This is a genomic window from Pseudoalteromonas sp. Angola-30 (genome assembly GCF_028599215.1).
Taxonomy (GTDB): Bacteria; Pseudomonadota; Gammaproteobacteria; order Enterobacterales; family Alteromonadaceae; genus Pseudoalteromonas; species Pseudoalteromonas atlantica.
On record NZ_JAQREI010000004.1, the window covers coordinates 55,388 to 81,750 of the forward strand.

The 26,363-nt window shown below is 42.1% G+C and carries 19 protein-coding genes; 9 read left to right on the plus strand and 10 right to left on the minus strand.

The window, feature by feature from the left end; all coding sequences use genetic code 11:
- The first annotated feature begins 138 nt into the window (after window positions 1-138).
- The 9 genes from PSH54_RS07415 (at window position 139) to PSH54_RS07455 (ending at window position 17,675) form a co-directional block, all read left to right on the plus strand.
- Window positions 139-1,182, plus strand: coding sequence for an alkene reductase (locus PSH54_RS07415; protein ID WP_121637301.1), 1,044 nt, complete (start codon window positions 139-141; stop codon window positions 1,180-1,182).
- A 462-nt stretch (window positions 1,183-1,644) separates the two neighbouring features.
- Window positions 1,645-3,918 carry a TonB-dependent receptor domain-containing protein gene (locus PSH54_RS07420; protein WP_273605828.1) on the plus strand — a complete coding sequence of 758 codons (2,274 nt, stop codon included), beginning with the start codon at window positions 1,645-1,647 and terminating at the stop codon, window positions 3,916-3,918.
- Window positions 3,919-3,989: 71 nt separating this feature from the next.
- Entirely contained in the window at window positions 3,990-5,117 is a 1,128-nt protein-coding gene (locus PSH54_RS07425; protein WP_273605946.1) for an alkaline phosphatase family protein, read from the plus strand.
- Entirely contained in the window at window positions 5,114-6,175 is a 1,062-nt protein-coding gene (locus tag PSH54_RS07430; protein WP_273605829.1) for an alkaline phosphatase D family protein, read from the plus strand. Before PSH54_RS07425 ends, PSH54_RS07430 begins: the two co-directional genes overlap by 4 nt.
- A 160-nt stretch (window positions 6,176-6,335) precedes the next feature.
- Complete coding sequence (recC, locus tag PSH54_RS07435) at window positions 6,336-9,638, plus strand: exodeoxyribonuclease V subunit gamma (RefSeq protein ID WP_273605830.1); 3,303 nt, start codon at window positions 6,336-6,338, stop codon at window positions 9,636-9,638.
- Window positions 9,625-13,188 carry an exodeoxyribonuclease V subunit beta gene (gene recB / locus PSH54_RS07440; protein ID WP_273605831.1) on the plus strand — a complete coding sequence of 1,188 codons (3,564 nt, stop codon included), beginning with the start codon at window positions 9,625-9,627 and terminating at the stop codon, window positions 13,186-13,188. The genes recC and recB overlap by 14 nt, the downstream gene beginning before the upstream one ends.
- A complete protein-coding gene (gene recD / locus PSH54_RS07445; RefSeq protein ID WP_273605832.1) occupies window positions 13,185-15,146 on the plus strand; it encodes an exodeoxyribonuclease V subunit alpha in 1,962 nt (653 codons plus the stop codon). The genes recB and recD overlap by 4 nt, the downstream gene beginning before the upstream one ends.
- Before the next feature lie 312 nt (window positions 15,147-15,458).
- Window positions 15,459-16,520: a hypothetical protein gene (locus PSH54_RS07450; protein ID WP_273605833.1), complete on the plus strand. Its 1,062-nt coding sequence runs from the start codon at window positions 15,459-15,461 to the stop codon at window positions 16,518-16,520.
- 87 nt (window positions 16,521-16,607) lie between these two features.
- Window positions 16,608-17,675 carry a hypothetical protein gene (locus tag PSH54_RS07455; RefSeq protein WP_273605834.1) on the plus strand — a complete coding sequence of 356 codons (1,068 nt, stop codon included), beginning with the start codon at window positions 16,608-16,610 and terminating at the stop codon, window positions 17,673-17,675.
- 84 nt (window positions 17,676-17,759) lie between these two features.
- Here PSH54_RS07455 and ttcA read toward each other — a convergent pair whose 3' ends face one another.
- The 10 genes from ttcA to ccoO all read right to left on the minus strand — a co-directional run bounded on the left by ttcA (window position 17,760) and on the right by ccoO (window position 26,361).
- Window positions 17,760-18,677, minus strand: a complete 918-nt coding sequence (gene ttcA / locus PSH54_RS07460; RefSeq protein ID WP_029774533.1) for a tRNA 2-thiocytidine(32) synthetase TtcA — start codon at window positions 18,675-18,677, stop codon at window positions 17,760-17,762.
- Window positions 18,678-18,780: 103 nt separating this feature from the next.
- Window positions 18,781-19,707 carry a universal stress protein UspE gene (uspE, locus tag PSH54_RS07465; RefSeq protein WP_024032584.1) on the minus strand — a complete coding sequence of 309 codons (927 nt, stop codon included), beginning with the start codon at window positions 19,705-19,707 and terminating at the stop codon, window positions 18,781-18,783.
- A gap of 106 nt (window positions 19,708-19,813) precedes the next feature.
- Window positions 19,814-20,551 carry an FNR family transcription factor gene (locus tag PSH54_RS07470; protein WP_273605835.1) on the minus strand — a complete coding sequence of 246 codons (738 nt, stop codon included), beginning with the start codon at window positions 20,549-20,551 and terminating at the stop codon, window positions 19,814-19,816.
- 68 nt (window positions 20,552-20,619) lie between these two features.
- Window positions 20,620-21,291 carry a sulfite exporter TauE/SafE family protein gene (locus PSH54_RS07475; RefSeq protein ID WP_273605836.1) on the minus strand — a complete coding sequence of 224 codons (672 nt, stop codon included), beginning with the start codon at window positions 21,289-21,291 and terminating at the stop codon, window positions 20,620-20,622.
- The gene (gene ccoS, locus PSH54_RS07480; RefSeq protein ID WP_002963071.1) at window positions 21,284-21,451 is read right to left on the minus strand and encodes a cbb3-type cytochrome oxidase assembly protein CcoS; all 168 of its coding nucleotides are present in this window, start codon (window positions 21,449-21,451) and stop codon (window positions 21,284-21,286) included. The genes PSH54_RS07475 and ccoS overlap by 8 nt, the downstream gene beginning before the upstream one ends.
- Window positions 21,448-23,823 carry a heavy metal translocating P-type ATPase gene (locus tag PSH54_RS07485; protein WP_273605837.1) on the minus strand — a complete coding sequence of 792 codons (2,376 nt, stop codon included), beginning with the start codon at window positions 23,821-23,823 and terminating at the stop codon, window positions 21,448-21,450. The genes ccoS and PSH54_RS07485 overlap by 4 nt, the downstream gene beginning before the upstream one ends.
- Before the next feature lie 8 nt (window positions 23,824-23,831).
- Window positions 23,832-24,323, minus strand: a complete 492-nt coding sequence (locus PSH54_RS07490) for a FixH family protein (protein ID WP_004588822.1) — start codon at window positions 24,321-24,323, stop codon at window positions 23,832-23,834.
- Window positions 24,324-24,464: 141 nt separating this feature from the next.
- Complete coding sequence (gene ccoP, locus PSH54_RS07495; RefSeq protein WP_054982343.1) at window positions 24,465-25,499, minus strand: cytochrome-c oxidase, cbb3-type subunit III; 1,035 nt, start codon at window positions 25,497-25,499, stop codon at window positions 24,465-24,467.
- Window positions 25,496-25,681 (minus strand): CcoQ/FixQ family Cbb3-type cytochrome c oxidase assembly chaperone, encoded by a 186-nt coding sequence (locus PSH54_RS07500; RefSeq protein WP_004588824.1) that lies wholly within the window; start codon window positions 25,679-25,681, stop codon window positions 25,496-25,498. The genes ccoP and PSH54_RS07500 overlap by 4 nt, the downstream gene beginning before the upstream one ends.
- Window positions 25,682-25,686: 5 nt before the next feature.
- Window positions 25,687-26,361, minus strand: a complete 675-nt coding sequence (ccoO, locus tag PSH54_RS07505) for a cytochrome-c oxidase, cbb3-type subunit II (protein WP_004588825.1) — start codon at window positions 26,359-26,361, stop codon at window positions 25,687-25,689.
- Window positions 26,362-26,363: the final 2 nt, after the last annotated feature.

Genomic DNA, 26,363 nt, shown 5'->3' on the forward strand with positions numbered 1-26,363 from the left:
GTTCAGGTTATTTTATTTTGTAATTCAGATCTGTTTTGGTACTCCCTAAGTATATTTTGAGCGAGCATTCAAAATTGCCCTTGAATGTTGTTAAAAAGGCCGCATCTCATATGCATACTCTTAATGAAGGATTTAACAATGACCACAGATTTACTGGCACCGTATAAATTAAACGACTCACTTGAACTTAAAAATCGCGTTTTTATGGCGCCTTTAACCCGTTGTATGGCTGATGATAATTTAGTACCCACACAAGATATGGTCGAATATTATGCGCGCCGTGCCGATGCCGGTTTAATTATTAGCGAAGCCACTATTATTCGCCCAGATGCGCAGGGCTACCCAAATACACCGGGGTTATTTACCAGCGAGCAAATTCAAGGTTGGAAAAAAGTAACCGACGCGGTACACGCCAACGGCGGTAAAATGTTTGCACAGCTTTGGCATGTTGGCCGTGTTGCTCACCCTCACTTTTTTGACGGCGAAGTATTAGCGCCATCGGCAATTGGTGTTGAAGGCTCTGTACCACGTATGCGCGAGCTAACGTACATTACGCCAAAAGCGGCCACTAAAGAGGATATTAATTCACTGATAGCCGACTTTGCTAAAGCGGCCGAAAACGCCATTGAAGCTGGTTTTGATGGTGTAGAAATTCATGGCGCAAATGGTTATTTAATTGATCAGTTTTTACATTACGCTGCAAATGAGCGCACAGATGAATATGGCCAAACACCTGAAAATATGGCGCGTTTTGCAATAGAAGTGACCGATGCGGTTGTTAATGCAGTAGGTAATGAGCGTACGGCAATTAGGTTATCGCCAGGTGCTTATTTTAATATGGAAGAAGATAAGCGTGATAAAGCGGTATTTGATTATTTATTAGCGCAGCTAGATGACAAAAAACTGGCTTACATTCATGGCGGTATTTTTGATGACAGCACTCAATTTGACTCTTTAGAAGGTAAAACAACCTCGCAGTATTTGCGCGCTAACACTAAAACCAGCCTTGTAGGGGTAGGTAGCTATAGTTTTGATGATGCAAAACAAGCAATAAACAATGACCAGTTTGATTTAATTGCGATTGGTCGTCCATTTATTGCTAATCCAGATTACATTAGTAAAGTGGCTAATAATGAAGAACTTGTTGCTTATAGTGACGAGATGTTAGCTAAACTATTCTAATTAATTAGGGCGTGTTGACCTTTGGCGTTTGAATTTGCAGCAGTATGTTTGGTTTTTAGGCAAGGCAGAGCCTATGAAGTGTGGTTACTCCCCATAAATAGGCGATAACGCAGCATAAATGCCAAACATACGCTGCCCTTCGGGTTCTGCCTAGGGGCGATAAACTCTTTGTTACTCGGTTTTTACTTAGCCCACTAGGTTACAAACCTCGTGCCGCGATTTAATCACCCCTAGATTGAACAAATTTCAATCCGCAAAGATCAACACGCCCTAGTATTTATATATAAATCAGCCTAGGTTTTTGTGCTTAGGCTGACTTACAAGTGACATAACAAAGCCATAAAAACCCCACATTTTTTTAACACCCCTGTAAATAAACTTCATTTTTGTTGTCATAATTCGAAATCATACTGTGCCCGCTTTCATAATTACTTTAGATAATTAAAACCAAACGGGATCACAATGTACGCTTTAACTAATAAATCGATTTTGAGCATGGCAATTGCTATGGCTGTATCAACGTCAGCTTATGCAAATGACAACGAAATAGAAGAAATAACCGTTACTGCAAAACCAACCAGTTACGCAAATAATGTGATTGAGCCTGCAATGCTTGATCAACAAACAACGGTTTCGAGTGTGTTATCGGTTATCGATAACTTACCTGGCATTAGCATAAACGAAGGCGATGCATTTGGTGGCGATGACTGGTCTACCACAATTACTATGCGTGGTTTTAGTATTGACTCGAACCAGCAGCAATTAGGGATGACCGTTGATGGTATTCCTAACGGTGGCTCAAACTATGGTGGTGGCGCTAAAGCAAACCGTTACCTAGACACTGAAAATTTAGCCACTGTAGAAGTAGGCCAAGGCACCTCAGATATTAAATCGGCATCGCTTGAGGCACTAGGCGGTACATTTAACTTTGTAAGTCAAGCGCCAAGCCTTGATAGCAGCACCACTTTTGCTTACACCTCGGGTAGTCACGATGCGACCCGCTTTTACGTTAAGCACGAAACGGGTACTTTATTTGATAATACACAAGCGTATGTAAGTTACTCGCAAACTGATACTAGCCGCTGGATTGGCTCAGGTAGCAACGGCGGAAAAGATAACCAACACGCTGAGCTTAAATTTGTAACAACGCTTGCTGATTTAACAATTACAGGGCGTTTATCTTACGATGATGTAAGTGAGACTAACTACAACAGTGTAAGTCTTGCGCAATTTGAACAAACGCCAGAGTGGGATCAGTTAACGTGGAACTGGACAGGCGTTCCACATTACGACCAAATGTTTGCTGAGGGCTGGGGTACACTGCGTGAAAATACGTTAGCGTATTTAAAGTTTGAGTATGCGCTTTCGCCAACATCGCTTATTACAGTAAGCCCTTATTATCATAAAAACTCGGGCCGTGGCGATTGGATCCCACCGTATTTAACAACTCCAGTAGATGAAAACGGCAACCCAACTACAGAGGGCGGCACTAACGCAGGCTCTTACGGTTTTGTAGATAGCGCAGGTAACGCACTGGCACCAAACGAAGGTTGTACGGCAAGTTTAAGCTGGCCGTGGGAGTCGGGGCCTGGTTTAAATCCAGCATGTTACGATGATACGGCAATACCTGTAATGTCGTATCGTCATACGCATTACAAAAAAGACCGCATAGGGGTTACTGCCAACTACCAAGCTACGTTTGGCATGCACGACATAGAAGCCGGTTTTTGGTATGAGCAAAGCGACCGTGACGAGTCTCGCGATTGGCACAAAGTAATTAATGCCAGCATTTACCACCACTTTGATAGCACGCCATACTGGACCCAGTATAAAAACACCTTTGAGACCGACACCCTTAAATGGTACGCGCAGGATTCAATGGCCCTTGGCGATTTCACGCTTAACGTAGGTGTTAAAAAGTACCTTGTAGATATTGAAAAGTACGACCATTATCAAAATGCCACAACTGCTAAAGTTAATAGTGACTCTGATGTGTTATTTAGTGGTGGTATTTTGTATCAGCTAAATAACTCAACCGAGCTATTTACCAGCTACAGCGAAAACTTTGCTGCGATTAAAGACGGTGTGCTTGAGCGCGACAGCTCTGATTTATCGGCCATTGAAGCTGAAACCGCTGAAAACATCGATTTAGGTGTACGTTATCAAAATAACGCGTTAAACCTGACCGCAACAGCGTATTCAATTGAATTTGATAACCGTATTACGTTCATTGCCCCAGGTAGTGACACCGGCGGTATTGATTACACCATAGGTACTAATGGCTCTTACTTAAATGTAGGGGGTATTGAATCGCAAGGTTTAGAGCTGTCGGCAAGTTACATGCTAAGCACACAATGGAGTGTATATAGCTCGTACACGAATAATGACTCAGAGTACAAAGGCGATGCACCCGGGTTTGAAGCTGGTGAAAAAGTAATAGACTCAGTAGATGACTTATTTGTGCTATCGACCGATTACTTTAGCGGTGATTTCCGCTTTGGTTTATCGGCTAAATACACCGGTGAGCGTGGCGAAGTTGATGGCTATACCGTGGTTGATTTAAACGCAGGTTACGCAACCGATATAAACGCAGGACCATTTAAAGCTATTGATGTTGCCTTTGTTGTTTATAACGTTACCGATAAAAGCTATTTAGCGGGTGGTACGGGCAATGGCAGCACTTACTTTATTGGTGCACCACGTACAGCAGCACTGACGTTATCGGCTACGTTTTAATAGCAATAATGTACAGTAAATAATTAAAAGCCCATCTTTGATGGGCTTTTTGTTAAAGGTACACAGTAATGATGAACTCAATTATAAAAGCCACGGTATTTAGCATCATTGTATTAATCAGCAATACCGCAAGCGCAGCGCAAAATGTAGTGCTAGTGACCCTTGATGGTGTGCGCTGGCAAGAGGTGTTTAGCGGCGCAGATAAAAACCTCATTAATAATGCCGATTTTGTCAAAAACCCAACGCAATTAAATAAGCAATTTTGGGCGCCTACCGCCAATAAGCGCCAGCAATTACTCATGCCATTTTTAACTCAGCATATGGCTAAAAAGGGCGTAATTGTAGGTGATAGAGCAAAAGGCTCTAATATGTCGGTGAGCAACCCTTGGTATTTTTCATACCCTGGGTATAACGAAATTCTCACCGGCGAAGTAGACGAAAAAATTAATAGCAACAATAAAGTATTAAACGCGAATAAAACCATTTTAGAGCGCCTAGATGAGCGTGCAGACTTTAAAGGTAAAACCGCTTTGTTTGGGAGTTGGGATGTATTTCCTTACATTGTGAATACACAGCGTAGTAACGTGTATGTGAATGCGGGTTTTATGCCCATAGAAAACGATTTATTTGCTGATGCTAAGCTTTTAAACGCATTGCAAAATGAAATTCCAAGCCCATGGGAAAACGTACGCTTAGACAGTTTTACTTACCGATTTGCCAAAGCGTATATGCAGGCAAAAACGCCGCGCTTATTAGTCATTAGCTTAGGTGAAACCGATGACTTTGCTCACGATGGCCATTACGACCAATATTTAAAATCTGCAAGGCAAAGCGATGCGTTTTTAAAAGACTTATGGAACACAATTCAAACTACACCGGGCTATAAAAACAATACAACGCTTATTGTTACCACCGACCACGGCCGCGGAAACAGTGCAAGTGACTGGCAACATCATAGCTCTAAACGTGCGTTGGCTGAGCTGCATTTAGCGGGTAATAAATTTCCTGAGGGCATTGTCGGCTCTGAGCATATTTGGCTTGCTGCCATTGGCCCTGCAATAAAAGGGCACGGCTTAATTACAACACAAAATGAGCTTAAACAGGCGCAGGTTGCAGCCACTGTTTTAAGCGCATTGGGTATAAACCCAAAACACCTAAATTCAAACATGGCATCGCCAATAAGTGAGATTTTAAAATGAAGCAGTTAGTAAAACCTATTACACACGCCGTATTAGCATTAGGGTTAGCATTTAGCACAAATACTATGGCAGCCCCTTCAAAAATTTTATTTGGCTCGTGTGGGCATCAAGATAAAGACATCCCAATATTTGACACCATTAATAAAGAGCAGGGCGATTTATTTATATTTTTAGGTGACAATATTTACGGCGACACCAACGATATGACGGTACTTGCCAATAAATACCAAAAATTAGGTGCAAAACCAGGCTTTAAAACACTAAAAGCGAATACGCCAATCATTGCGATGTGGGACGATCACGACTTTGGTCAAAACGATATTGGTAAAGACTACCCACATAAAGAGCAGTCTCGCCAAATTATGCTCGATTTTTGGGGTGAGCCTAAAAGCTCACCCAGACGCACCCGCACGGACGGCATTTACACGTCGTATATGTATGGTGAGGATGAGCAAACCGTACACGTAATAATGCCCGATTTACGCTGGAACCGTGATGCACTTAACCACGTAAGCGAGCTTGAATATTACACTAAGCGTAAGCTTAATAACCAAGGCCCGTATAGCCCAACAGAAGTGAAAGGCGCCTCTATGCTAGGTGAGGCGCAGTGGCAATGGCTTGAGCAAGAGCTTAAAAAGCCTGCGGCTATAAAGCTAATTGCCTCAAGCTTGCAGTTATTACCCGATTTTACAGGGTGGGAGTCGTGGGCTAATTTCCCAGAGGATCGTAACCGTTTATTTGCGTTAATTAAAAAGCATCAAGTGAATGGGGTTATTATCATCAGTGGCGATACGCACTGGGGCGAAATATCAAAGTATCAACAAAACCTCGATTACCCTTTAATAGAAATGACCAGCTCAGGCCTCACTGAAAAGTGGAAAGACGTAAGCCCCAATAAACACCGTGTAGGTGATTACACCCACAATGTGAATTACGGCGATTTAAGCATAGATTGGCAACAAGCAGATCCAGCCATCTCACTTAAGCTTAAAGGGATAGATGGTAAAGTGATTATGCAAAGCGCATTTAGCTTATCAAGCATTAGCCCTTATAAATAAAATGACCTGACAAATAAAACGCACAGTGATTAAAATTAACGCTGTGCGTTTAAACTCCCTGCTAACCCGCTGATTTATTAGTGCCAATTTGCTGATTGCGCTACCCCTATAAATGAAAATATCTTAAACTGGTTTTACTTCAAGTAAGGACTCCAGTTGTATGCTCAATATTATTCAATCAAACCGTATGGAAGCGCTGCAGGCTCAGTTTAATCAGCTATTAAAAGTAAACCCGCTGCAAAGCCCATTCGATAAAGAAGTGGTATTAGTGCAGTCGCCGGGTATGTCGCAGTGGCTTAAAATTGGTTTAAGCGAAAACCTAGGGTTAGCCGCGCAGGTCGATTTTCCGCTGCCATCGAGCTTTATATGGCAGTTGTATCAGCAGTTATTGCCCAATGTGCCCAAAGAGTCGGCTTTTAATAAGCCTAACCTTGCTTGGAAATTATTTGCAATACTGCCCAGCTGTATTGATGAACCGCTTTATTTGCCCTTAAAAACCTATTTAGAGGGCGACCTAGACGGGCAAAAAACCTTTGCCCTGTGTGAAAAAATTGCCGATGTGTACGACCAATATTTAATGTACCGCCCGCATTGGATTGCCACTTGGGATAGCGGCAAAGACGAACTTGACGATGTTGATGTAAGCATTGCTCCTTGGCAAAGCGATTTATGGCGAAAGCTGGTGGCGCACAGTAAAGCGCTTGGACAAAGCCAATTTCATCGTGCCAATATGCAAGGGCAGCTACTCGCCGCCCTTGAGAATATGGATAATAGCTTACTACCTAAGCGCATTAGTTTATTTGGTATATCGGCGATTGCGAGCTCGCAGCTTGAGGTGTTTGAAGCACTGAGCAAAAAAACAGAGGTGTTTTTATTCTTTTTTAATCCTAGCGAGCATTATTGGGGCGATGTGGTTGATGAAAAAACAGCAGCCAAAATAAATGCCAAATACGCCAAAATGCCGCTTTTAGAAGCGCAGCAAAAAAAACAAACTAACCCTGATGAAGAATACTACTTTATAGGTAATCCGCTTTTATCGTCATGGGGAAAACTAGGGCGCGACTATTTTGAGCAACTCGTACAACTTGATGCGCGTTGGATTGATGGCTTTATAGATGCGTTTGACGATAGCTTACTGGGCCAAATTCAAAGCGAGATTTACCAACTGGCATTTAAAGGTGAGTCACTTACCGATAACAAGCAGTGGTTTATAAATGATGAGGGCAAATTGCCCATTAGCGACACCGACACCAGCATTACTTTAAGCGATTGCCACACACCGCTTAGAGAAGTTGAGCGCTTACACGACTATTTGCTCACTTTGTTTAATCAAAACCCGTCGCTCACTCCTAAAGACATTATTGTAATGATGCCTGATGTAGGTACGTACAGCCCGTATATTGAAGCGGTATTTGGCGGCGCGCAAAACACCAGTCGCTTTATTCCTTATGCATTGGCCGATTTAGCCATAGAGCAAGAAAAACCGGTGCTGAGCTCGTTTGCCAGCTTAGCCAATTTGCCGTTTTCGCGTTTTGGTGTCTCGGATATTCTTGATTTACTGCAAGTAACACAAATTGCCGAAAAATTTGCGCTAGAGGCGCACGAGTACGAACAAATTCAATATTGGCTTGAGCGTGTAGGGGTTAAATGGGGTATAAATGCTGAGCACAAAAGTAGCTTTGATTTACCCGCAATAGATTTAAATACCTGGCAGCATGGTTTAAACCGTTTACTGCTAGGCATAGCCCAGCGCGATGAGCAATGCCCGTTTAACGGCATTTATAGTGCCGATGAAGTAGAGGGCATGGCGCTTGATACCCTTAATAAACTGGTGCATTTTATTGATGTACTGCAGCGCTTTAAAGATGAGCTAACCCCTGATGATACTCTTAGTAATAAAGCGGATATTTTATCTGAGCTAATAAATGCTATTTATTACAATGAGGGCGAAGACAGCTGGGATTTACTGGTACTGCAAAATGTTTTAGAGGAGCTTAAAAAGCACCACGATAATGGCGATTACGATAAACATGTATCGCAACGAATTGTAAGCTACCTGATAAAACAAGGCATTCAAGAAAAAGGCGTAGGGCAGCGCTTTTTAGTGGGGCAAGTTAACTTTTGTACACTAATGCCTATGCGCGCCGTGCCGTTTAAAGTGGTGTGTATGCTTGGCTTAAACGATGCCGATTATCCACGTACGGTGCAGCCAATAGGGTTTGACTTAGTGCCGTATTCTAAAAAACAAAAAGGTGACCGTTCACGTAAATTAGATGACCGTTACTTATTTTTAGAAGCCCTCCTGAGTGCCCGCGAAAATTTATACATAAGTTACATTGGCCGCTCGTGTTTTGACAATCAACCACGTATGCCCTCGACCTTAGTAAGCGAGCTTTTAGAGTACATAGGCCGCAGCTTTACGTTAGCAAATGACAGCGAAAAAACGCTGCCTGAGTGTTTAATTAATCAGCAGCACTTACAGCCTTTTAATCGTGCGTATTACACAGCAGACAGTGAAGCTGATGAACAGCTGAGTAATCACAGTTTTAATCCTATTTGGCTGCCAAGCGAGCGTATAGACGCGCAGCCGCTAACAGCCATTGATGTAACAGCGCCCGCGCAATTAGAGCTTGATGTATTTATTCGCAGTGTGTGCAACGCACAAGAGAGCTTTTACCAGCAAACATTAGGTTTACGCCTACCTGAATTTAACGAAGTAGCAAAAGATGAAGAGCCTTTTAGCCTAGATGCGCTACGCCGCTACTTTTATTTAGACGAAATACTGCAAGCCAACATTAATGAGCAACCTTTAAGTACAGAGCAAATATTGCAACGGGGAGAGCTGCCACAAGCCAATGTGGGCAATTTAGTGTATGAGAGCATGGCGCAGCGAGTAGATGCACTTGCCGGGCAAGTAAAAGAGCATATTAAAAGCGGCAAAACCGACCCGCTTGAGGTGTCTTTGCGTATAGAAAATACCACCATTGAGGGCTGGCTTAATCATATTTACCTTCAAAAACAAGTGTTTTACCGAAGTGCCAGTATAAAGGCCAAAGATTTAATTAAGGGCTTTATATATCATCTTGTTGCACAAAGTATGGAACAAAATGTTGAAACCCTATTACTGGGGCTCGATAAGGAAATTAGCTTTGCACCACTGAGTAAAAATGAGGCGGATGCCTTGCTCAGTGATTGGTTTTCGTTATACCAAGCCTTGCGCAAAGAGCCTGTGGCATTTTATCCGGTAAGTGGCTATGAATACGTTAAAAGTGGTGGCGATATTGGTAAAGCCATTAGCAAGTTTAACCCACAATACATAGGGCGCGGCGAGGGCGAAAACCCGTATATTCGTTTAACGGTGCAATCGCTCAATGACTGCCAAGAAGAATTTATTAAGTGGAGCGAAAAATTACTCTCCCCATTACATGCACATGCAAAGGAGAGTGACCATGCAAGCGCTTAACCCGCTAACAATGCCGTTAAAAGGGCAAAGTTTAATAGAAGCCAGTGCGGGTACAGGTAAAACCTACACCATTACCGGGCTTTATTTACGTTATTTATTAGGCTTGCAAATACCAGGGGAGATAAACACCCCGTTAAGCGTTGAGCAAATATTGGTGGTGACATTTACCGATGCTGCAACGCAAGAAATTAAAGACCGCGTACGCAGCCGTATTATTGCTGCGCGCGATGCCTTACTTGGCCAAAACCCAAATGATGAATTAATAGAAGGCGTAATAGCCGCAGTAGATGATAAACACCGCGCCTTTGATTTACTCGATGCCGCCGCTAAATCTATGGACGAGGCCGCTATATTTACCATTCATGGTTTTTGCCAACGCATGTTAAAGCAGCATGCGTTTGAATCGGGCGTTGCTTTTAACCTTGAATTTATTTTAGATGAGCGCGACATACTGCTCGACACAATTAAGGATTTTTGGCGCGCCTTTGTATACCCACTTAATAAAGAACGCACTGATGCTATTTTAGAGGTGTTTGCAGCCCCTGAATCGCTATTTAGCCAAGTTAGTAGTGTGCTAAATAAAGCCAATGCGAACATAGTGCCGCAAATAAGCTTAGATGACGTATTTAAAGCTCGCGATGAGTACATTGCTAAAGTACCCGCTTTTAAAAAAGCAGTGCTGGAGCAAGAGTTTATAGCTGCAATAAAGGGCTCGGGTTTAAGTGGCTCTAAAACACCTGGGCGAAAAGGCAGTTTAACGGCCCTTGAAGGATTTTGTTTAGGTGATGAGTTATTTTTTGAATTTGGCACCAATAAATACTCGTTTGAGGTGTGGAGCAGCGAAAACTTAAGTGATGCCAGTAATTATAAAAAAAATCAGCCATTATTTAGCCACCCTCTGCTTAGCCTGTTTGATGAGCTCAGTGCACTTAATACTAAAATTAATCAGGGTCTTAAAATTGCCGTTGTACAAACCGCAGCTCGGTGGGTTAAACAGGCAATTGTAAAACGCAAGCAAGAGCAAAGTGTGATCACCCCAGATGATTTACTGACTAATTTACACAGTGCTTTAAATGCCGAGCAGGGCGAGGCTTTATCGCAAAAAATAGCGCAGCTATTTCCTGTTGCCATGATTGATGAGTTTCAAGATACCGATCCGATTCAGTACGGAATTTTTAGCAAAATATACGGCCAAGAAAAAACGACGCTTGCTATGATAGGCGACCCAAAACAGGCTATTTATGGCTTTAGGGGCGCTGATATTTTTACCTATATTGGCGCAAAAGAGTCGGTAGAGCCTGAGCAGCAATTTACTTTAGGTACCAATTTTCGCTCAAGCACCGATATAGTAAGCAGTGTGAACAGTTTGTTTTCTAAACATGCCAATAGCTTTATTTATAACGATGCCATACCGTTTAACGCAGTAGCAGCAAAAGGCAAAAAAGCCGATGAAACATTTACAATAGATGGCACACCTGCCACCGCGTTTGAATTTAATGTATTTGTAGATGAAGCTGCAGATGAAAAAAACAAACCCACCAGCAAAGGCGTTGGGCAAGGGCATTTGGCCAGCTATTTTGCTAATAAAATAGTGACATTACTTGAGCAAGCCGAGCAAGGGCGAGCGTGCATTGGTAAGCATAAGGTGACCGCTGCCGATATTTGTATATTAGTGCGCGACCGTGTAGAAGCGCAAATAATGAAAAAAGCACTGAGCAATGCCAATATTGCTAGCGTGTATTTATCGCGCGACAGTGTTTTTAGCCAAGAGCTTAGCCACCATTTACTTAATTTTTTAACGGCATTGCATGGGCAATACAACGAGTCGTTACTGCGCGGCGTATTAGCCGGGCCATTATTTTGTTTAAGCTACAACGAAATTTACGCCCTTGCTGATGATGAAAATAAATGGCAAGAGCACTTAAACTTTTTTGCTCAACTTAGCCATATTTGGAACAAGCAAGGCGCAATGGCGATGCTTGAGCGTTTGTTAAGTCATAATCAGCTGAGCGCTAAGTGGCAAGGGCTTGGCTATAACGTTGAGCGCTGGTTAACCGATTTTAGACACTTAGGTGAAATACTGCAGCAAAAGCAAATAGAGCTAGAAGGCACTTTGCGCTTGCTACGTTGGTTTGCACAAAAAGTAAGCCAGCAAGATGGCGAAACCGTGCAAGTACGCCTAGAGAGTGACGCCAACTTAGTTAAAATTGTGACTATGCATGCCTCAAAAGGGCTCGAGTATCCGCTGGTATTTATGCCTTTTGCCAGTGGCTATCGCGAAACTAAAGAAGCGCTTTATCATCAAAACGGCCAGCTAGTTTACGATTTAAGTAAAAACGAAGACGCCTTAGCACAAGCCGAGCAAGAACGCTTAGCTGAAGACTTACGCTTACTTTATGTTGCCCTTACCCGCGCGGTACATTTTTGTGCACTTGGGGTGTATAACATAGGGCAAGGGCAAAGTAGCCGTTTGGCTATACAAAGTAGTGCATTAGGGCATGTGTTATTTGCAGGGCTTGAGCTTACAAGTAGCCAAACGTGGCGTACCCACTTAAGTGAATTTTGCGACGCTCACACCGAAATGCACTATCAGCAATTTACGGCTGAGCAATTGGCCGAACAAGGCCAATTAACACTTAATAGCGCAGTGCAGCAAAGCCAAGCGTTAAGAGTTAATACGGTTACAGCCAACATAGAGCGAGATTGGCGAGCAACTAGCTTTAGCGCGCTGAGCTTTAAAAAGCACACCGATCATATTGAGCCTGGGCGCAGCGATGAAGATCATGAAAAAGATGAATTTGCTAACAGCCAAGATGAAATACCATCGCCTTACAGTTTCCCAAAGGGGGCAAAGCCCGGAAGCTGTTTGCATGAAATTTTTGAACAAATAGACTTTACCAGTGCGCAAGTACACCCTACAAATCCAGAGCAAAATTTAGCAGAGGTAGTTAAACATGCGCTGGATAAATACCATATTAGCGAAAGCTGGCAACACGTGACCGAGCAATGGGTGCTTGATTCGTTAACCTGCCCCTTAAACAATGAAGGATTAAGCTTAAGTCAATTAGCCCCGAGAGACTGCCTAGTCGAAATGGAATTTAATTTACCTTTAGATAGTTTGAGCGCGCCTAAATTAAACGAAATACTGGTTAAGCATTTTGGTTTTACCCAAAGCAAACTCGAGTTTGCTCATGTAAAAGGCCTGTTAAAGGGATTTATAGATTTAATTTTTTGCTATCAAGGGAAGTATTATATTTTAGATTATAAGTCTAATTACTTAGGCAATACGCCCGCTGACTATGAGAGCGACCTGCTAGAGCAAGCCATGAATAGCCATCAGTATCATTTACAGTATTTAATTTATAGCGTTGCGCTGCACCGATTACTTAAACAACGCATCAGTGATTATGCTATAGAAACCCATTTAGGCGGGGTTTATTATACTTTTTTACGCGGCATGCCGGCGGGCAAAGGAGTGTATTTTAATAAGCTTAGCGCAGAGCAAATCACACTATTAGATGGCTTATTTAGCCAAGGAGCCATGTTATGAGTGACTACCCTATGCAGCAAAGCCTGTTTGATGAGCCGCCAGCACCTGCCCAACCGTTAAATACGGTGGAGCTGCTTGACTACTTATTAGATGAAAAACGCATAAGAATGGTAGATGTAAAGCTTGCCTTAATGCTGTGCGATAACCAGCAAAACGACGTGTTTTATATAGTGTTATTGCTGTGTTTAGCACAGCAAAGCCAACATAGCTGTTTAACATTAAAAGAAGTTGACTGGCAAAACCCGTTTAATTTACGCCAAAGCGACTTTACTAAAACCGAGGGCAATGTACCAAATATTACATCGCCTTTTAATGAAGCCTTTAACTACCTCGATGCGCTTAGCTGTTTAAGTGCCCATAACAGTGTGGGCGAGGCCAAACCCTTACAGTTATTTAACGAACGGCTTTATTTTGCGCGCCTAGCTGATTATGAGCACACCTTAGCTACACGTTTACTTGCGATGAGTCAGCGCCATTTAAATATAAATACCCAGTTACTCAGCCAATTATTAAATGACTACTTTGTTGATAATTCAGCGCTTGCGATTGATTGGCAAAAAGTAGCTTGTGCTATTGCAGCAACAAAAGGCTTTAGCGTTATTACGGGCGGGCCAGGAACTGGTAAAACCACCACCGTGACTAAGCTATTAGCTATTTTACAGTCGCTTTATAAAAGTGCACCTTTAAGCATTAAACTGGTGGCGCCTACAGGTAAAGCCGCAGCTCGTTTAAGTGAATCAATTTTAGGGGCAAAAGAGCAACTTAAAAATATTCCTGAGGATATAAAGGCCTTAATTCCCGATAGCGCGCAAACTATTCACCGGCTTTTAGGGGTTAAACCCTTTACTAATAAGTTTAAGCATAACAGCACCAATCCGCTGCATTTAGATGTACTTATTATTGATGAAGCCAGCATGGTTGATTTATCGCTCATGGCTAAATTAATAGAAGCACTGCCTGCGCATGCGCGTTTAATATTGCTTGGCGATAAAGACCAACTTGCCTCGGTAGATACCGGCAGTGTAATGAGTGATTTATGCCAAGGGTTAGCATTGGGTGAAACGCCTAATTACTCGCAAGCACGATGTGATGAGCTCAATACTTTATGTTTTAAAGGAGAGGCTAAATTAGCGTCTCCTGGACATAGCGAATTTAAACTAGCCGATTGCATTGCGTTTTTACAACACAGCTACCGGTTTGATGCACAAAGTGGCATTGGCCAGCTTGCGCTGGCGGTTAATACTAACCATAACGGTATTTTAAAATACGTAGAGCAGCAAAGCACACAAGGGCAATTTAACGATGTTATTTTAGATTATGACTTTGTTGCAAAACCCATAGAAAAATTAATAAACAGTGCTGCTAAGCATTACGCTCATTATTTAAATTTAATTGCACAAGGGGCAAGTGTTGCAGATGTTCACGCGGCGTTTTCTCAATATCAATTATTAGCGGCCGTGCGTGAGGGTGATTACGGTGTAAATAGCTTAAACAGCCGCATTGAGCGCGCACTTGTGCAACAAGGGTTAATATCGGTAAGCCCAAACCAGCGCCATTACAGTGGTATGCCTATTATGGTGAGCCAAAACGATTATCAACTTAAGTTGTTTAATGGGGATATTGGTATTTTAATGCCCGATGAAAGCGGGCAGTTAAAAGCGTTATTTATTGATGAGCAAAACACGGTGCGGGCGTTTTCACCTGCGCGCCTGCCTGCTCACGATAAAGTGTATGTAATGACCATACATAAATCGCAGGGCTCGGAGTTTAGTTATACGGCTATGGTTTTACCGCCGCTTAAACACGCCAGTATGGGTGTAAATAGGCAGCTGGTGTACACAGGCATAACACGTGCTAAAAACACCTTTGAGCTGGTGGCCGATAAAAAAGTACTGCAATTGGCCATGAGCAAAAGCGTATCAAGAGCCTCAGGATTGTATGAGCGCTTAAAATACTAATACCTGTTTATATTTAAAGATTGAACTAATTACTAAAAAACCTAACGTATTTTTATGCGTTAGGTTTTTTTTGCTTTAGTACTGCCTAGTTACTAGGTATGTGTAAATAATACTAAATATTGCAATTATTTGAATTTAAATAATTGAATATACAGTCAATATAGATTTAGCAGAATTTAAATGATAATAAATTGTTGCATTTTTGAGCGTTGTTCCTAATACTGGTCAATGCATGTGCGCCTGCACATGTGTAAATGAATACCTTAAGTACATAGGCATAAAAATAAAACACTGAACACATTAAGGATTTATATGAACAACTCTAAACGAACACACACACTTAAATATCTACTTTTTGCCAGCGCTGCGTTTTTAATGAGCTTTTCTGCACTGAGTAAAGAGCACAAAATTATACTGATCCACGGCTTACAGGTATCGCAAATAACCAATAAGTCGGGCAGCGATGTAATACACGACGGTGAAACCTATTGGCAAACCTATTGGAATAACCGTGCTGATGAACGTATTGATTGGCCTGCCTATGAGCGCATTGAAGGTAAAATTGCGACCGATTGGGTATGGCCTAAATTAAAGCAAATATCGCGTTCTAACTTATGTGCTGATGGCTGTGTGTTAGTGACGCATTCAACAGGCGATTTAGTTGCTCGCCATATTATTGATAACCAAGCTAATTGGCTTGAAAATGCAGGCCTTACACCACTTAATATTGTGGCGACCTTTGATTTAGCGGGAGCAGGGGGCGGCAGCGAGCTTGCCGATATTGCTGTAAGTGCTTTAACTGGCGCAGCATGGAACTTTGCAGTGGATGCAGCACTCAAATGGTGGTTAGGCAGCGATGTGACAGAAGCGGTGGGCGTATTACACGATTTAAAAGTAAATAACGCACGCAAAATTTCGCCGTTTCCAGATGCGCGTACGCCGCGTTTACGTTTTGTAGCCGATGGTAATGAGTACCTAGGTTTAACGGGCGGGTTTTTAAAAGGGAATGATGATTCGGTGGTGGCATCGCATTCATCGTGTGGAGCAAGCGCGGCTAAATCGTTTGGCAGTTGCAGTAGCAGTATTGATACTAATGGTCAGTTAAAATCACAAGGCGATGCCGTTAATAGCTTTATGCCGCACCATTATCCAATGATGATGAGCGACAGTTACAGCCACAACGAGATCCATAATGCGCAGCGCAAAGGGAATGTCACAATTGCCATGAACAATATAAATGTAGATGGTCAAAATGTCGGCTTTAACACATTTGATAAAACAACGGGTACTTGGTTTTGGAAAAAACACTACCGCTATATTAAGGATTCAAACACACAAAGTGCCTCGGCACTTATTTATAGCGTGATCCCTTAATAAGTACCTAAATTTTATAAACGCGTTAGGTATTAAACGCTAGAGCGTGTAGTTATTTGCTGCACGCTTTGAAAGGATTGATGCAACATGAAAAAGTTTTACATTGGTGCCGCTGTAGTCAGTATTGCGATGTTTTTACTGTGGTTTACAAATAAAAATGAAGTTAAAACGCTTGAGCCTCCCGCTGCGCTGGTAATAAAAAACAAGACTGATCCAGCAAGCCCAGATAAAAACACGGTAATAACCATTGATGTGCCAAAACAAAAACAGGCAAAAAGCCCTCCCAAAATACATTATGATCAGCACTTGGCCAGTGCCGCTGAGCATGTGGCAATGCAATACCAAAGCGCACTAAAATACCCGCCTTATTCGCAGCCTTTAAGCGCACTTGATGAAGACCGTTTAAAGCCCAATCAGTTTTACCCAGTTACAAGCCCCATTGACGATGCGGGTAATGCCCTCGTTGTTAGTTTAGATAAATATCGGTTTGTATATCCGCAAGAAATAACCGTTAATATTGCTGCGCAAAACCTAGCAGAGGTAAATGTAGTGCTAAGCAATACCGATACCAAAGCGTCAATCAGTTCAAAAACCACCACAGCTCAGCAGGGTGAAGCCACGGTGAGCTTTAAAGCCAGTGAAGACTACCCGCGAAATTTACAGCTATTTGTAGAGGCAAATGTAGCAGGTAAAAAGGTGCCTACAGTTGCGCAAATACAGTATATGCCACCCAGTGCGACGCTTATTGATTTTGATAATGCCTATGCACAAAACGAAAACATGATAGCCACAGCTCATTTAAAAGTGCTTAAAAGCGGCTTATATAGAATTAGAGCTAATTTATACAGTGATACGACCCCACTTGCGCATTTGGTGACTAAAAAGAAACTTTCACAAGGCAGTCAAACGGTGGATTTAAAGGCGCATTGGTCGGTATTACCACAAGGGGTGGTTAACATGCGTTTAAGTGACTTTGTGATAGAGCGCATGTCGCCAAGCCCAGGTGAGCGTAATAGTTTTGGTAGCAGTGAGATTACTGAGTTTGAAATTACAGATTTTGCCTACGATAGTTTGCAACAGTTGCCTTATCAAGCAAACGAGCAAGAGCGAATGAGTTTAGAGTTTTTAAAAGGGTTAGCTGATAAAGGCGCTTAGCAGGATTAATGAGTATAAAAAAAGGGGCGAGTAGCCCCTTAACTGTATTTTTAAAACCGTTAGCTTAGCTTAGCTTAGCTTAGCTTAGCTTAGGTTAATAGTAACCACATCAGCTTGTTGCTGTTGGTTTTCATCTTCATCGCTGACAGGCGCGTTAGGTATATCTGGTTTATCGAGTGCTATATCGCCGCCATCAATAACGTCGCCGGTTTTTAGGTTTTCAAAGTCAAATAGTTCTGTATCGGCTAAATGCGAAGGCACCACATTTTGCATTGCAGTAAAAATACTCTCAATACGCCCAGGGTGGTCTTTATTCCACTGCGCTAGCATGTTTTTAGTGTGTTTACGTTGCAGGTTTTCTTGTGAGCCACATAAGTTACACGGAATAATAGGGTAGCCTTGGCTAAATGCGTATTTACTTATATCGGCTTCTTTACAATAAGCGAGCGGACGAATAACCATATGCTCGCCGTTGTCGCTCATTAATTTAGCCGGCATGCTTTTAAGTTTACCGCCGTAAAACATGTTTAAAAAGAGTGTTTCGATCATGTCATCGCGGTGATGGCCAAGGGCAATTTTAGTTGCGCCCATCTCTTTGGCTGTACGGTACAAAATACCACGACGTAGGCGAGAGCAAAGCGAACACGTGGTTTTGCCCTCAGGGATGATATCGGTAACAATGCTGTAGGTGTCTTCTTCTACAATTTTGTATTCAATATCTTGTTTATCAAGGTACTCAGGTAAAACGTGTTCAGGAAACCCAGGTTGTTTTTGATCGAGATTAACAACAAATAAATCAAATTTAATAGGCGCCACACGCTTTAAATGTTTAAGCATATCAAGCATGGTGTAACTGTCTTTACCACCCGATAGGCATACCATTATACGGTCGCCTTCTTCTATCATGTTAAAGTCCATGACGGCTTGGCCAGTAAGACGGCGTAAACGCTTTTGTAGCTTATTTAAGTTGTATTGAGCTTTGGCTTGAGCTGAGTGAGACACTACGCCCCCTTATAAAACAATGCGGCAAATTATTTGCTGAAAATAAAGGGGCGTATTATATACCCAAGTACTATGGGTATTAAAGCGCTAGTTAAGGCTTTGTTTAACTTTTGGCAAGCGGGCTTACGTAGCCATCAGGTTTTAATGCCAAGACATCGCAATCTAGGCTATCAATTACGTGCTCGGCAGTGTTGCCAACCAATGCGGCACTTAGCCCCGTACGCCCTACGGTGCCAATCACCACCAGTTCGCTATTTAAGCGATTTGCTACATCGGGGATCACATCCTCCGGTAGGCCTTCTTCTATAAAGCATTGCTCATTAGTTAAACTAAAAGTTTTAGCAAGCTCGTTGGTAGATTCTATATGGTGTTTTTTTACAGATTCGTTATAAAGCCCAGGGTTAAATTCTGGTATCTCTATGGCAATATTAATGGGTGTAGCAGGGTAAGCATTAACTAAGTTAAGTTTAGCGTTGGCGAGTTCACATAAAAATTGTGCATCTTTAATAATGCGTTTATTAAGGGCTACATGCTCATCGTTTTCACTAACCGCATTGACCGCGGCTAAAATATTACCTTGCTCAGGCCAAGCCATTTCTTTTACAAATAACACAGGTGTGGGGCATTTACGTACTAAGTGCCAGTCGGTAGGGGTAAAAATAACCGATTTTAGCGCACCATGCTGATGGGTACTTTTAACCACTAAATCGTATTCTTGTTCAATAACGGTATTAATAATGGCTTCAAAAGGGCGGTTATGCCAGACCACCTGGGTGGTGATATTTACATCTGGGTAGGTAGAAATTATATCCTTAAGCCATAATTCTCTATCGTTTATAACGGCTTTTCGCATTGCTTCGCGCTCTTCAAACGACAACATGGTGGTCATTTCGTAAGAAAAGTCGTAAACAGTCATAAAGGCGGTAATACTCGCGCCTGACTTTTTGGCTAAATCAATCGAGCGAGCTAAACCGTGATGGTCATCCTTAGTGGGATCAATAACGGCTAAAATACGTTTAATAGTGTTCATATGCTACTCCCTTTTTAACTTACTTTCAGTGTAACGTAAATACACAGCAGTTAAAGGGGTAGCACACAAATTGTTGTTCTAAATCAAAGTTACAATACCTATTAGCTTAACAAGGCTTAATTATTGCTGCCGTTTTGGCAAGTGCGTCGTTGTCTAAAATAGTAATAAATTTACCTTCTACCTTTATTAAGTCCGCTTTTTGAAAACGACTTAATAAGCGGCTGATGGTTTCCACGGTTAGGCCTAAGTAGTTACCTATTTCACCACGAGTCATGGTAAATCTAAACTCTTTACGCGAGAAGCCGCGCTCGCCAAAGCGCTCCGAAAGGTTATAAATAAAGCTCGCTAGGCGTTCTTCTGCCGATTTTTTATTAAGAAGTAGCAGCATTTCTTGATCGTAGGTAATTTCGCTACTCATTAAACGCATAATTTGTTGGCGAAGTTTGGGTAATTTACCTGCTAACTCATCGAGTGTATCAAACGGGATTTCGCATACCATTGATGTTTCTAGTGCTTGCGAAAAGCTCTGATGAGCCATTTTACTAATAGCATCAAAGCCGACTAAATCGCCGGCTAAGTGAAAACCGGTAATTTGCTCATCACCTTGTTCAGACAATGTATAAGATTTAAATGAGCCTGAGCGTACTGCATAAATTGCATTAAGCACAGCACCGGATTCAAACAAGTAGTCGCCTTTGTGCAGGGGCTTTTTGCGTTCAATGATTTCGTCAAGTTTATCCATTTCTTGGCCATTTAACGAAAACGGCAAACACAATTGGCTGATGCTGCAGTTGTTACAGCTAATTGCACAATTACTTTTAGCGCGACTTTGAGAGAAATCCATAATTTAATCCGTTTTAATTTTTATACACAGCAGTGAAAATAAACCAAGTGGCCTAATGCCGCTGACGATTAATGTACTAGTTTGTCGGTGGCGATGATCAACAGGTACACACCATACCAAATTATAATACTGCCTAACACAATTCGCGTCCATGGGTGGTTAATAACACTATTAAGTTTTTGGGCGGCCAGGCCTAAGGTGATCATGGCCGGAAAGGTGCCAAGCGCAAAGCAAAACATCACTAGGGCACCATCAAATGCGCTAGGGCTGGTCATTGCCCATGTGAGCGCTGAATAAACCAAACCACAGGGTAGCCACCCCCACAAAGCGCCGTAACCCAATGCTTTAGCTGTTGAATCTACTGGCATTAAATATTTATTAAGCTTAACTATATGCTGCCAAATAAGTGTTTTGCCTATTTTTTCAAGCCATTGCAAAGTGGGGCCTAAGCGCATTATATACACGCCTACCAGCAGCATAAAAATAGCCGCAATGAATGAAAGGGTTACAGAAAAAAACGTATTTTGCTTTGCAAATTGGCTACTTATACCCGCAACGAGTGCGCCAGCCAGCATGTAGCTACACGCTCGGCCAAGGTTATAAGCAAATGAATAAATAACAGATTGGCGTTTGTTACTGGCCAATTGCAATGAGCTGGCAATACCACCGCACATGGCAAGGCAATGTCCGCTACCAATTAAGCCCATTAAAAAGGCGCTGGTGTAAAGTGGGTCAATCATTACTTTTGTTGTGTTGTTCTTTATCATCTTCAAACAAAATACTATGACCTTGTTTGTTTAAATCAGAGAATTGCTCGCTTTTAACGGCCCAAAAAAACACGCCAATGGCAATAATCACAAATAATATGGCAATCGGGATTAAAATATAAATTATGCTCATAACTTTAAAAGCCTTAGTGAATTACTAATCACAATAATTGAGCTGGCAGACATACCAATAACGGCCATCCACGGGGCAACAAGCCCAAGCGCTGCAAGCGGTAAAATAGAAGCATTATACAACAAAGACAGCGTCAGGTTTTGCTTAATGATTCGCCTGGTTTGCTTAGCAACATTGAGTAGGTGCGCAATTGAGGCTAAATCACTGTTTAACAGCACTACATCGGCACTGTTTTTAGAAATGTCGGCACCGGTTTCCATAGCAATGGATAAATGGGCACTGGCAAATACTGGGCTGTCGTTAATGCCATCGCCTACCATGGCAACCACTTCGTTTTGTGATGACCATTGCTCTACGGCGGTTTGTTTATCTTTAGGCGACAGGGCGCTTTGGCTGCTGTTGAGCTTTAACTGTTTTGCTATTTTTTGTCCGGCGTCTGATGCATCGCCTGTGAGCATATGACAGCTCAAGTTTTGTGCTTGTAAGGTACTTATAAGCTCACTGGCACCGGATTTTACTTTATCTATAAAGTAAAAACGAGCAACTACGCGTTTATTTATAAATAGGCTTGCTTGGGCATTTGTTTTTTTACTGTCAAACCAGCCGCTTTTACCAATAGCGTAATGTTCATCTGCGCTTTGTGCACTAATGCCCATACCTGGGTGTACAGTAATGTTTGTAAGGGCAAGCTCGGTGGTAGCGTATTTATTAAAGGCACTGGCTATGGGGTGCTCAGAATAACGCTCTAACTGGGCTGCAATATTAAGCGCTTGCTCTTTAGAGATTGTGTCATCGAGTATATCAATGGCATCTAAGCTAAATTTACCTTGTGTGAGGGTGCCTGTTTTATCAAAGGCAAACAGCGTTAATTGCGAGAGGGTTTCGAGCACATGCGCTTGTTTAATTAGCACCCCTTTGCGGGTGAGCGTGGCTACAGCGCATGTTAATGCGGTAGGTATAGCAAGGCTAAGCGCGCAAGGGCAAGTGGCAACCAATACAGAAATAGTGATCCAAAACGCGTGCTCTGGGTCAATTTGGTACCAGCCAATGGCCGTTATAGAGGCAAAAACTAGCAAGCAGGCAATAAACCACTGGGCAACTTTATCGGTAATTTCTACCAGTTTAGGGCGCTTGGTAAGCGCAGTGTGTTGTAAGTGTATAATTTGGTTTAGTAAGGTGTTTTGGCCGATTTTATTTATTTTTATTTCTATTACGCCATCATGATTAACACACCCAGCATACACATTGTGGCCAATAAACTTATTAACGGGCTGATGCTCACCGGTCATCATCGACTCATCAACGCTTGTTTGCCCCTTGATAAGCTCTCCGTCAGCGGGAATAGTTTCGCCAGCTTTTATGAGTACAACATCATTCAGCTTAAGTTTTTTTGCAGCAATAATATGCTCTTGGCCGTTATCATCAAGGGTGCGGGCGGTTAAAGGCAGCAGCTTTTGTAAGTTGGCGGTAAACTCGCTGGCTTTTAATCGGGCTCTAAATTCGAGGTATTTACCTAATAATAATAAAAAGGTAAACATACATACCGATTCAAAATACACTTCGCCTACTTGCATAAATGTGGCATAACAGCTGGCGCTATACGCCCCAAAAATAGCCAGCGAAACGGGTAAGTCCATATTTAACTGTTTTGCTTTTAAGCCATTTATAGCATTAGTTAAAAAGGGTAATGCGCTGTATAAAATAACGGGGGAGGCAAGAACTAGGCTTATCCACCTAAAGTATTGCTCAAAGTTATTATCCATACCCGAGAACATGCCAAAGTACATGGCAAAGGCAAACATCATCACTTGCATGGTCATCAGCCCTGCAACACCTAAGCGGCGTATATAGGCTTTTGCTGTTTGTTGCTTTTGTTGGGCTTCGTCATCAGCTTGAAACGGGTAAGCTTTATAGCCAATTTTGGCTAAGGAAGTAATAATTTCGCTCAGCGGGGTTTGGGTTTTATCCCATTGGATCATGGCACGGTTAGTTGAGGTATTAACATCAACGCGCTTTACCGTTTTTAAGCTAAGTAATTGCTTTTCGATAAGCCATGCACACGCGGCGCAGGTAATGCCTTCAACACTTAAAAGTACTTGGGATAAGTTATCGGTTGTGGCTATAAACTCATCTTGTATGTCTTCGTTGTCGTAGCTTTTAATAAACGCGAGTTGCTCAGGGACTAACTGCTCTACTTTACCAGCGCGTACGGTGCGGTATTTGTAATAGTCGGTCATGCCTTGGTCAACAATGTTTTGCGCAACCGCTTGGCAGCCAATACAGCACATAGGCTGTGGCGTGTTATCTATTGTTACGGTTGCGCGAAATCCATTTGGCACACTTTCAAGGCAATGAAAGCAAGAAACGCTCATAGTGGTGGCTACTTATAATTTGGGGTAACTAACAAAGGCTGCTCTGTAGGAAGAGTAATGTTTTCTTTTAACTTCCAACTACCATCCACCGGCTCTATAAAGACAGAGTAAGCACCTGGTGTGTAGTTATCTAAAAGGGCAGTAAATTCTTTATTTGCATTAGGGGTAAGCGTTGCTTCAAAGTCATGCGCTTTGATGGTGCGATGATAAAAAGACAGCTTTAAAGCGTGTACGTTACTATAATCGCCTTTGGTAAAGGCAAAACTGGCACGCTCGTTTGTAACATTAAGCTTGCCATGTAAAAACAGTGCTTTGGCTTTTTCAAACTTAGTAAGTTCTAAGTTTATTGCTTTGCCTTTTTTATAGTAATCATCAACCACCATATCTGGGCCGTTGCCCACAGCAGTAATAATTAAGGTTATGCACCCGATAATAGCCGCTAGCGGAAAAAAGATTAAAAACCAAGGCCAAAAATTTTTATACCACGGAGTAGGTTGCATAGTTGCTCTAAAATTAGTTTAGGTAGGGCTATTTTATAGCAAATATTTGTAAAAGACTAAAAAAAAGCCTCCGACTGGAGGCTTTTTTGATCTGGATTAATCTGTTGAAATAAAAAGATTAATTAATAGTTAACTCAGTGTTTATTTATCTTGCGATAAACTGTAAACATAGGCAGTTAACAGGTGAATTTTATCTTCACCTAAAATGTCTTTCCATGCTGGCATTACACCGGCGCGGCCATGGTTAAGGGTTTCTTCAACAGCGCGTTGAGAGCCACCGTATAACCAAATGTTATCTGTAAGATTTGGTGCACCAAACGGTAAGTTATGTGCAACAGAGCCTTTACCATCTGCACCGTGACACGCGGCACACATCGCAAACTTAGCGGCACCTGCAGCGGCATCTTTTTGGTTAACAGTACGACCAGACAAGCTAAGTACGTGGGCTGTCATTTCTTTAACGCCTTGCTCACCAAGTGCTGCACTCCAAGAAGGCATTGCGGCTACACGACCATAAAGAAGTGTTTCTTTAATTTTGTCTGGTGAGCCACCGTATAACCAATCTTTATCAGTTAGGTTAGGGAAGCCAGTTGCACCACGTGCATCTGAACCATGACATTGCGCACAGTTTTGCGAGAATAAACGCTGACCAATTTCAAGTGCTAACTGGCCGTCTGTTTGTTCATGCTTTTCGCCATTTTCAAGGGCTACTTGCTGCGCTGCATCACCTTCAAATTTAGAGTTAACTAAATCTAATACTGGTACTTGTGCAAGCTTGTTAAAAATAGGACCAAAGCGCTCTTGTGCTGCTTCGTATTCTTTATCAAGCTTTACATAGCGGCCTTCTTCTTTTGCTTTAGCCGTGGCTTCTTTAGATTCCGCTAAAGAGGTAATACCTTGGTTAGAGCTTGTCCATTTACCTAAGCCTTCCCAGTTACCTAAACCTGGATAAGCTGCTAAGTAATATACCGACCAAATAAATGTTGCGAAGAACATGTACGTCCACCATTTTGGGAGTGGATTATTTAGTTCGGTAATGCCGTCATATTCATGTCCGCAGTCTTCACCTTCTTTTACGCCAGCATAGTTTTTAAGGTTCCAAACTAATAAGCTAAAAATGATGATTAAGCAGGCTAGGGTTAATACAATAACCCAAATACTCCAAAAGCTAGTCATTTTTCAGACTCCTTTTCCTCGTTAGAGAGTGTGTTGTTATGTTTTTTTTCATCTTCGAAAATGGCATTAGCAGCGTCATCAAAACGATTTTTGCTACGCTTGCTGTATGCCCATACAACAATCACAATAAACAATACTAAAATTACCAGAGTCAAAATGCCTCTGTATGTTCCGTAATCCATAATAATTACTTCAAGTGGGTGCCAAGTTGCTGTAAATACGCGATTAGGGCTTGCATTTCTGTTGCGCCTTCGCCGTTATTCATAGCGTTAACTTTATCAACATCTGCTTGTAGCTCTTCGTCGCTGCCATAACCTAAACCCGGGTGTTTAGGGTTTTCTGGGTTAATAGCAAAAGTATCACGGAAAATTTGTAGTTTTTTCAGAGTCAGGCTGGTATCAACCTTAGTCTCTGCTAACCAAGGAAAACCTGGCATGTTCGACTCAGGAACCACGGCGCGTGGGTCAACTAAGTGTGCATAATGCCAATCGTCCGAGTAACGGTTACCTACACGTGCAAGGTCAGGACCAGTACGTTTAGAACCCCATTGGAAAGGGTGATCCCATACTGATTCGCCCGCTACAGAGTAGTGACCGTAACGCTCAACTTCATCGCGAAAAGGGCGGATCATTTGTGAGTGACAGTTATAACAACCTTCACGTACATAAATGTCACGACCTTCCATTTCAAGCGCGTTAAGTGGGCGCAAACCTTCTACAGGTTTTGTTGTATCGTCTTGGAACATTAGCGGAGTAATTTCAACTAATGCACCAAAACTAATAGCAAAAACAGTCAGAATAGCCATTAGGCCAACGTTCTTTTCTACTATTTCATGTTTGTTTTGTGAATTTTTATTGCTCATCA

What these genes read in the sequence shown, in the direction of transcription:
- PSH54_RS07415 (WP_121637301.1), top strand. Translation starts at nt 139, where the DNA reads ATGACCACAGATTTACTGGCACCGTATAAATTAAACGACTCACTTGAA.
- PSH54_RS07420 (WP_273605828.1), top strand. Translation starts at nt 1,645, where the DNA reads ATGTACGCTTTAACTAATAAATCGATTTTGAGCATGGCAATTGCTATG.
- PSH54_RS07425 (WP_273605946.1), top strand. Translation starts at nt 3,990, where the DNA reads ATGAACTCAATTATAAAAGCCACGGTATTTAGCATCATTGTATTAATC.
- PSH54_RS07430 (WP_273605829.1), top strand. Translation starts at nt 5,114, where the DNA reads ATGAAGCAGTTAGTAAAACCTATTACACACGCCGTATTAGCATTAGGG.
- recC (WP_273605830.1), top strand. Translation starts at nt 6,336, where the DNA reads ATGCTCAATATTATTCAATCAAACCGTATGGAAGCGCTGCAGGCTCAG.
- recB (WP_273605831.1), top strand. Translation starts at nt 9,625, where the DNA reads ATGCAAGCGCTTAACCCGCTAACAATGCCGTTAAAAGGGCAAAGTTTA.
- recD (WP_273605832.1), top strand. Translation starts at nt 13,185, where the DNA reads ATGAGTGACTACCCTATGCAGCAAAGCCTGTTTGATGAGCCGCCAGCA.
- PSH54_RS07450 (WP_273605833.1), top strand. Translation starts at nt 15,459, where the DNA reads ATGAACAACTCTAAACGAACACACACACTTAAATATCTACTTTTTGCC.
- PSH54_RS07455 (WP_273605834.1), top strand. Translation starts at nt 16,608, where the DNA reads ATGAAAAAGTTTTACATTGGTGCCGCTGTAGTCAGTATTGCGATGTTT.
- uspE (WP_024032584.1), bottom strand. Translation starts at nt 19,707, where the DNA reads ATGAACACTATTAAACGTATTTTAGCCGTTATTGATCCCACTAAGGAT.
- PSH54_RS07470 (WP_273605835.1), bottom strand. Translation starts at nt 20,551, where the DNA reads ATGGATTTCTCTCAAAGTCGCGCTAAAAGTAATTGTGCAATTAGCTGT.
- PSH54_RS07475 (WP_273605836.1), bottom strand. Translation starts at nt 21,291, where the DNA reads ATGATTGACCCACTTTACACCAGCGCCTTTTTAATGGGCTTAATTGGT.
- ccoS (WP_002963071.1), bottom strand. Translation starts at nt 21,451, where the DNA reads ATGAGCATAATTTATATTTTAATCCCGATTGCCATATTATTTGTGATT.
- PSH54_RS07485 (WP_273605837.1), bottom strand. Translation starts at nt 23,823, where the DNA reads ATGAGCGTTTCTTGCTTTCATTGCCTTGAAAGTGTGCCAAATGGATTT.
- PSH54_RS07490 (WP_004588822.1), bottom strand. Translation starts at nt 24,323, where the DNA reads ATGCAACCTACTCCGTGGTATAAAAATTTTTGGCCTTGGTTTTTAATC.
- ccoP (WP_054982343.1), bottom strand. Translation starts at nt 25,499, where the DNA reads ATGACTAGCTTTTGGAGTATTTGGGTTATTGTATTAACCCTAGCCTGC.
- PSH54_RS07500 (WP_004588824.1), bottom strand. Translation starts at nt 25,681, where the DNA reads ATGGATTACGGAACATACAGAGGCATTTTGACTCTGGTAATTTTAGTA.
- ccoO (WP_004588825.1), bottom strand. Translation starts at nt 26,361, where the DNA reads ATGAGCAATAAAAATTCACAAAACAAACATGAAATAGTAGAAAAGAAC.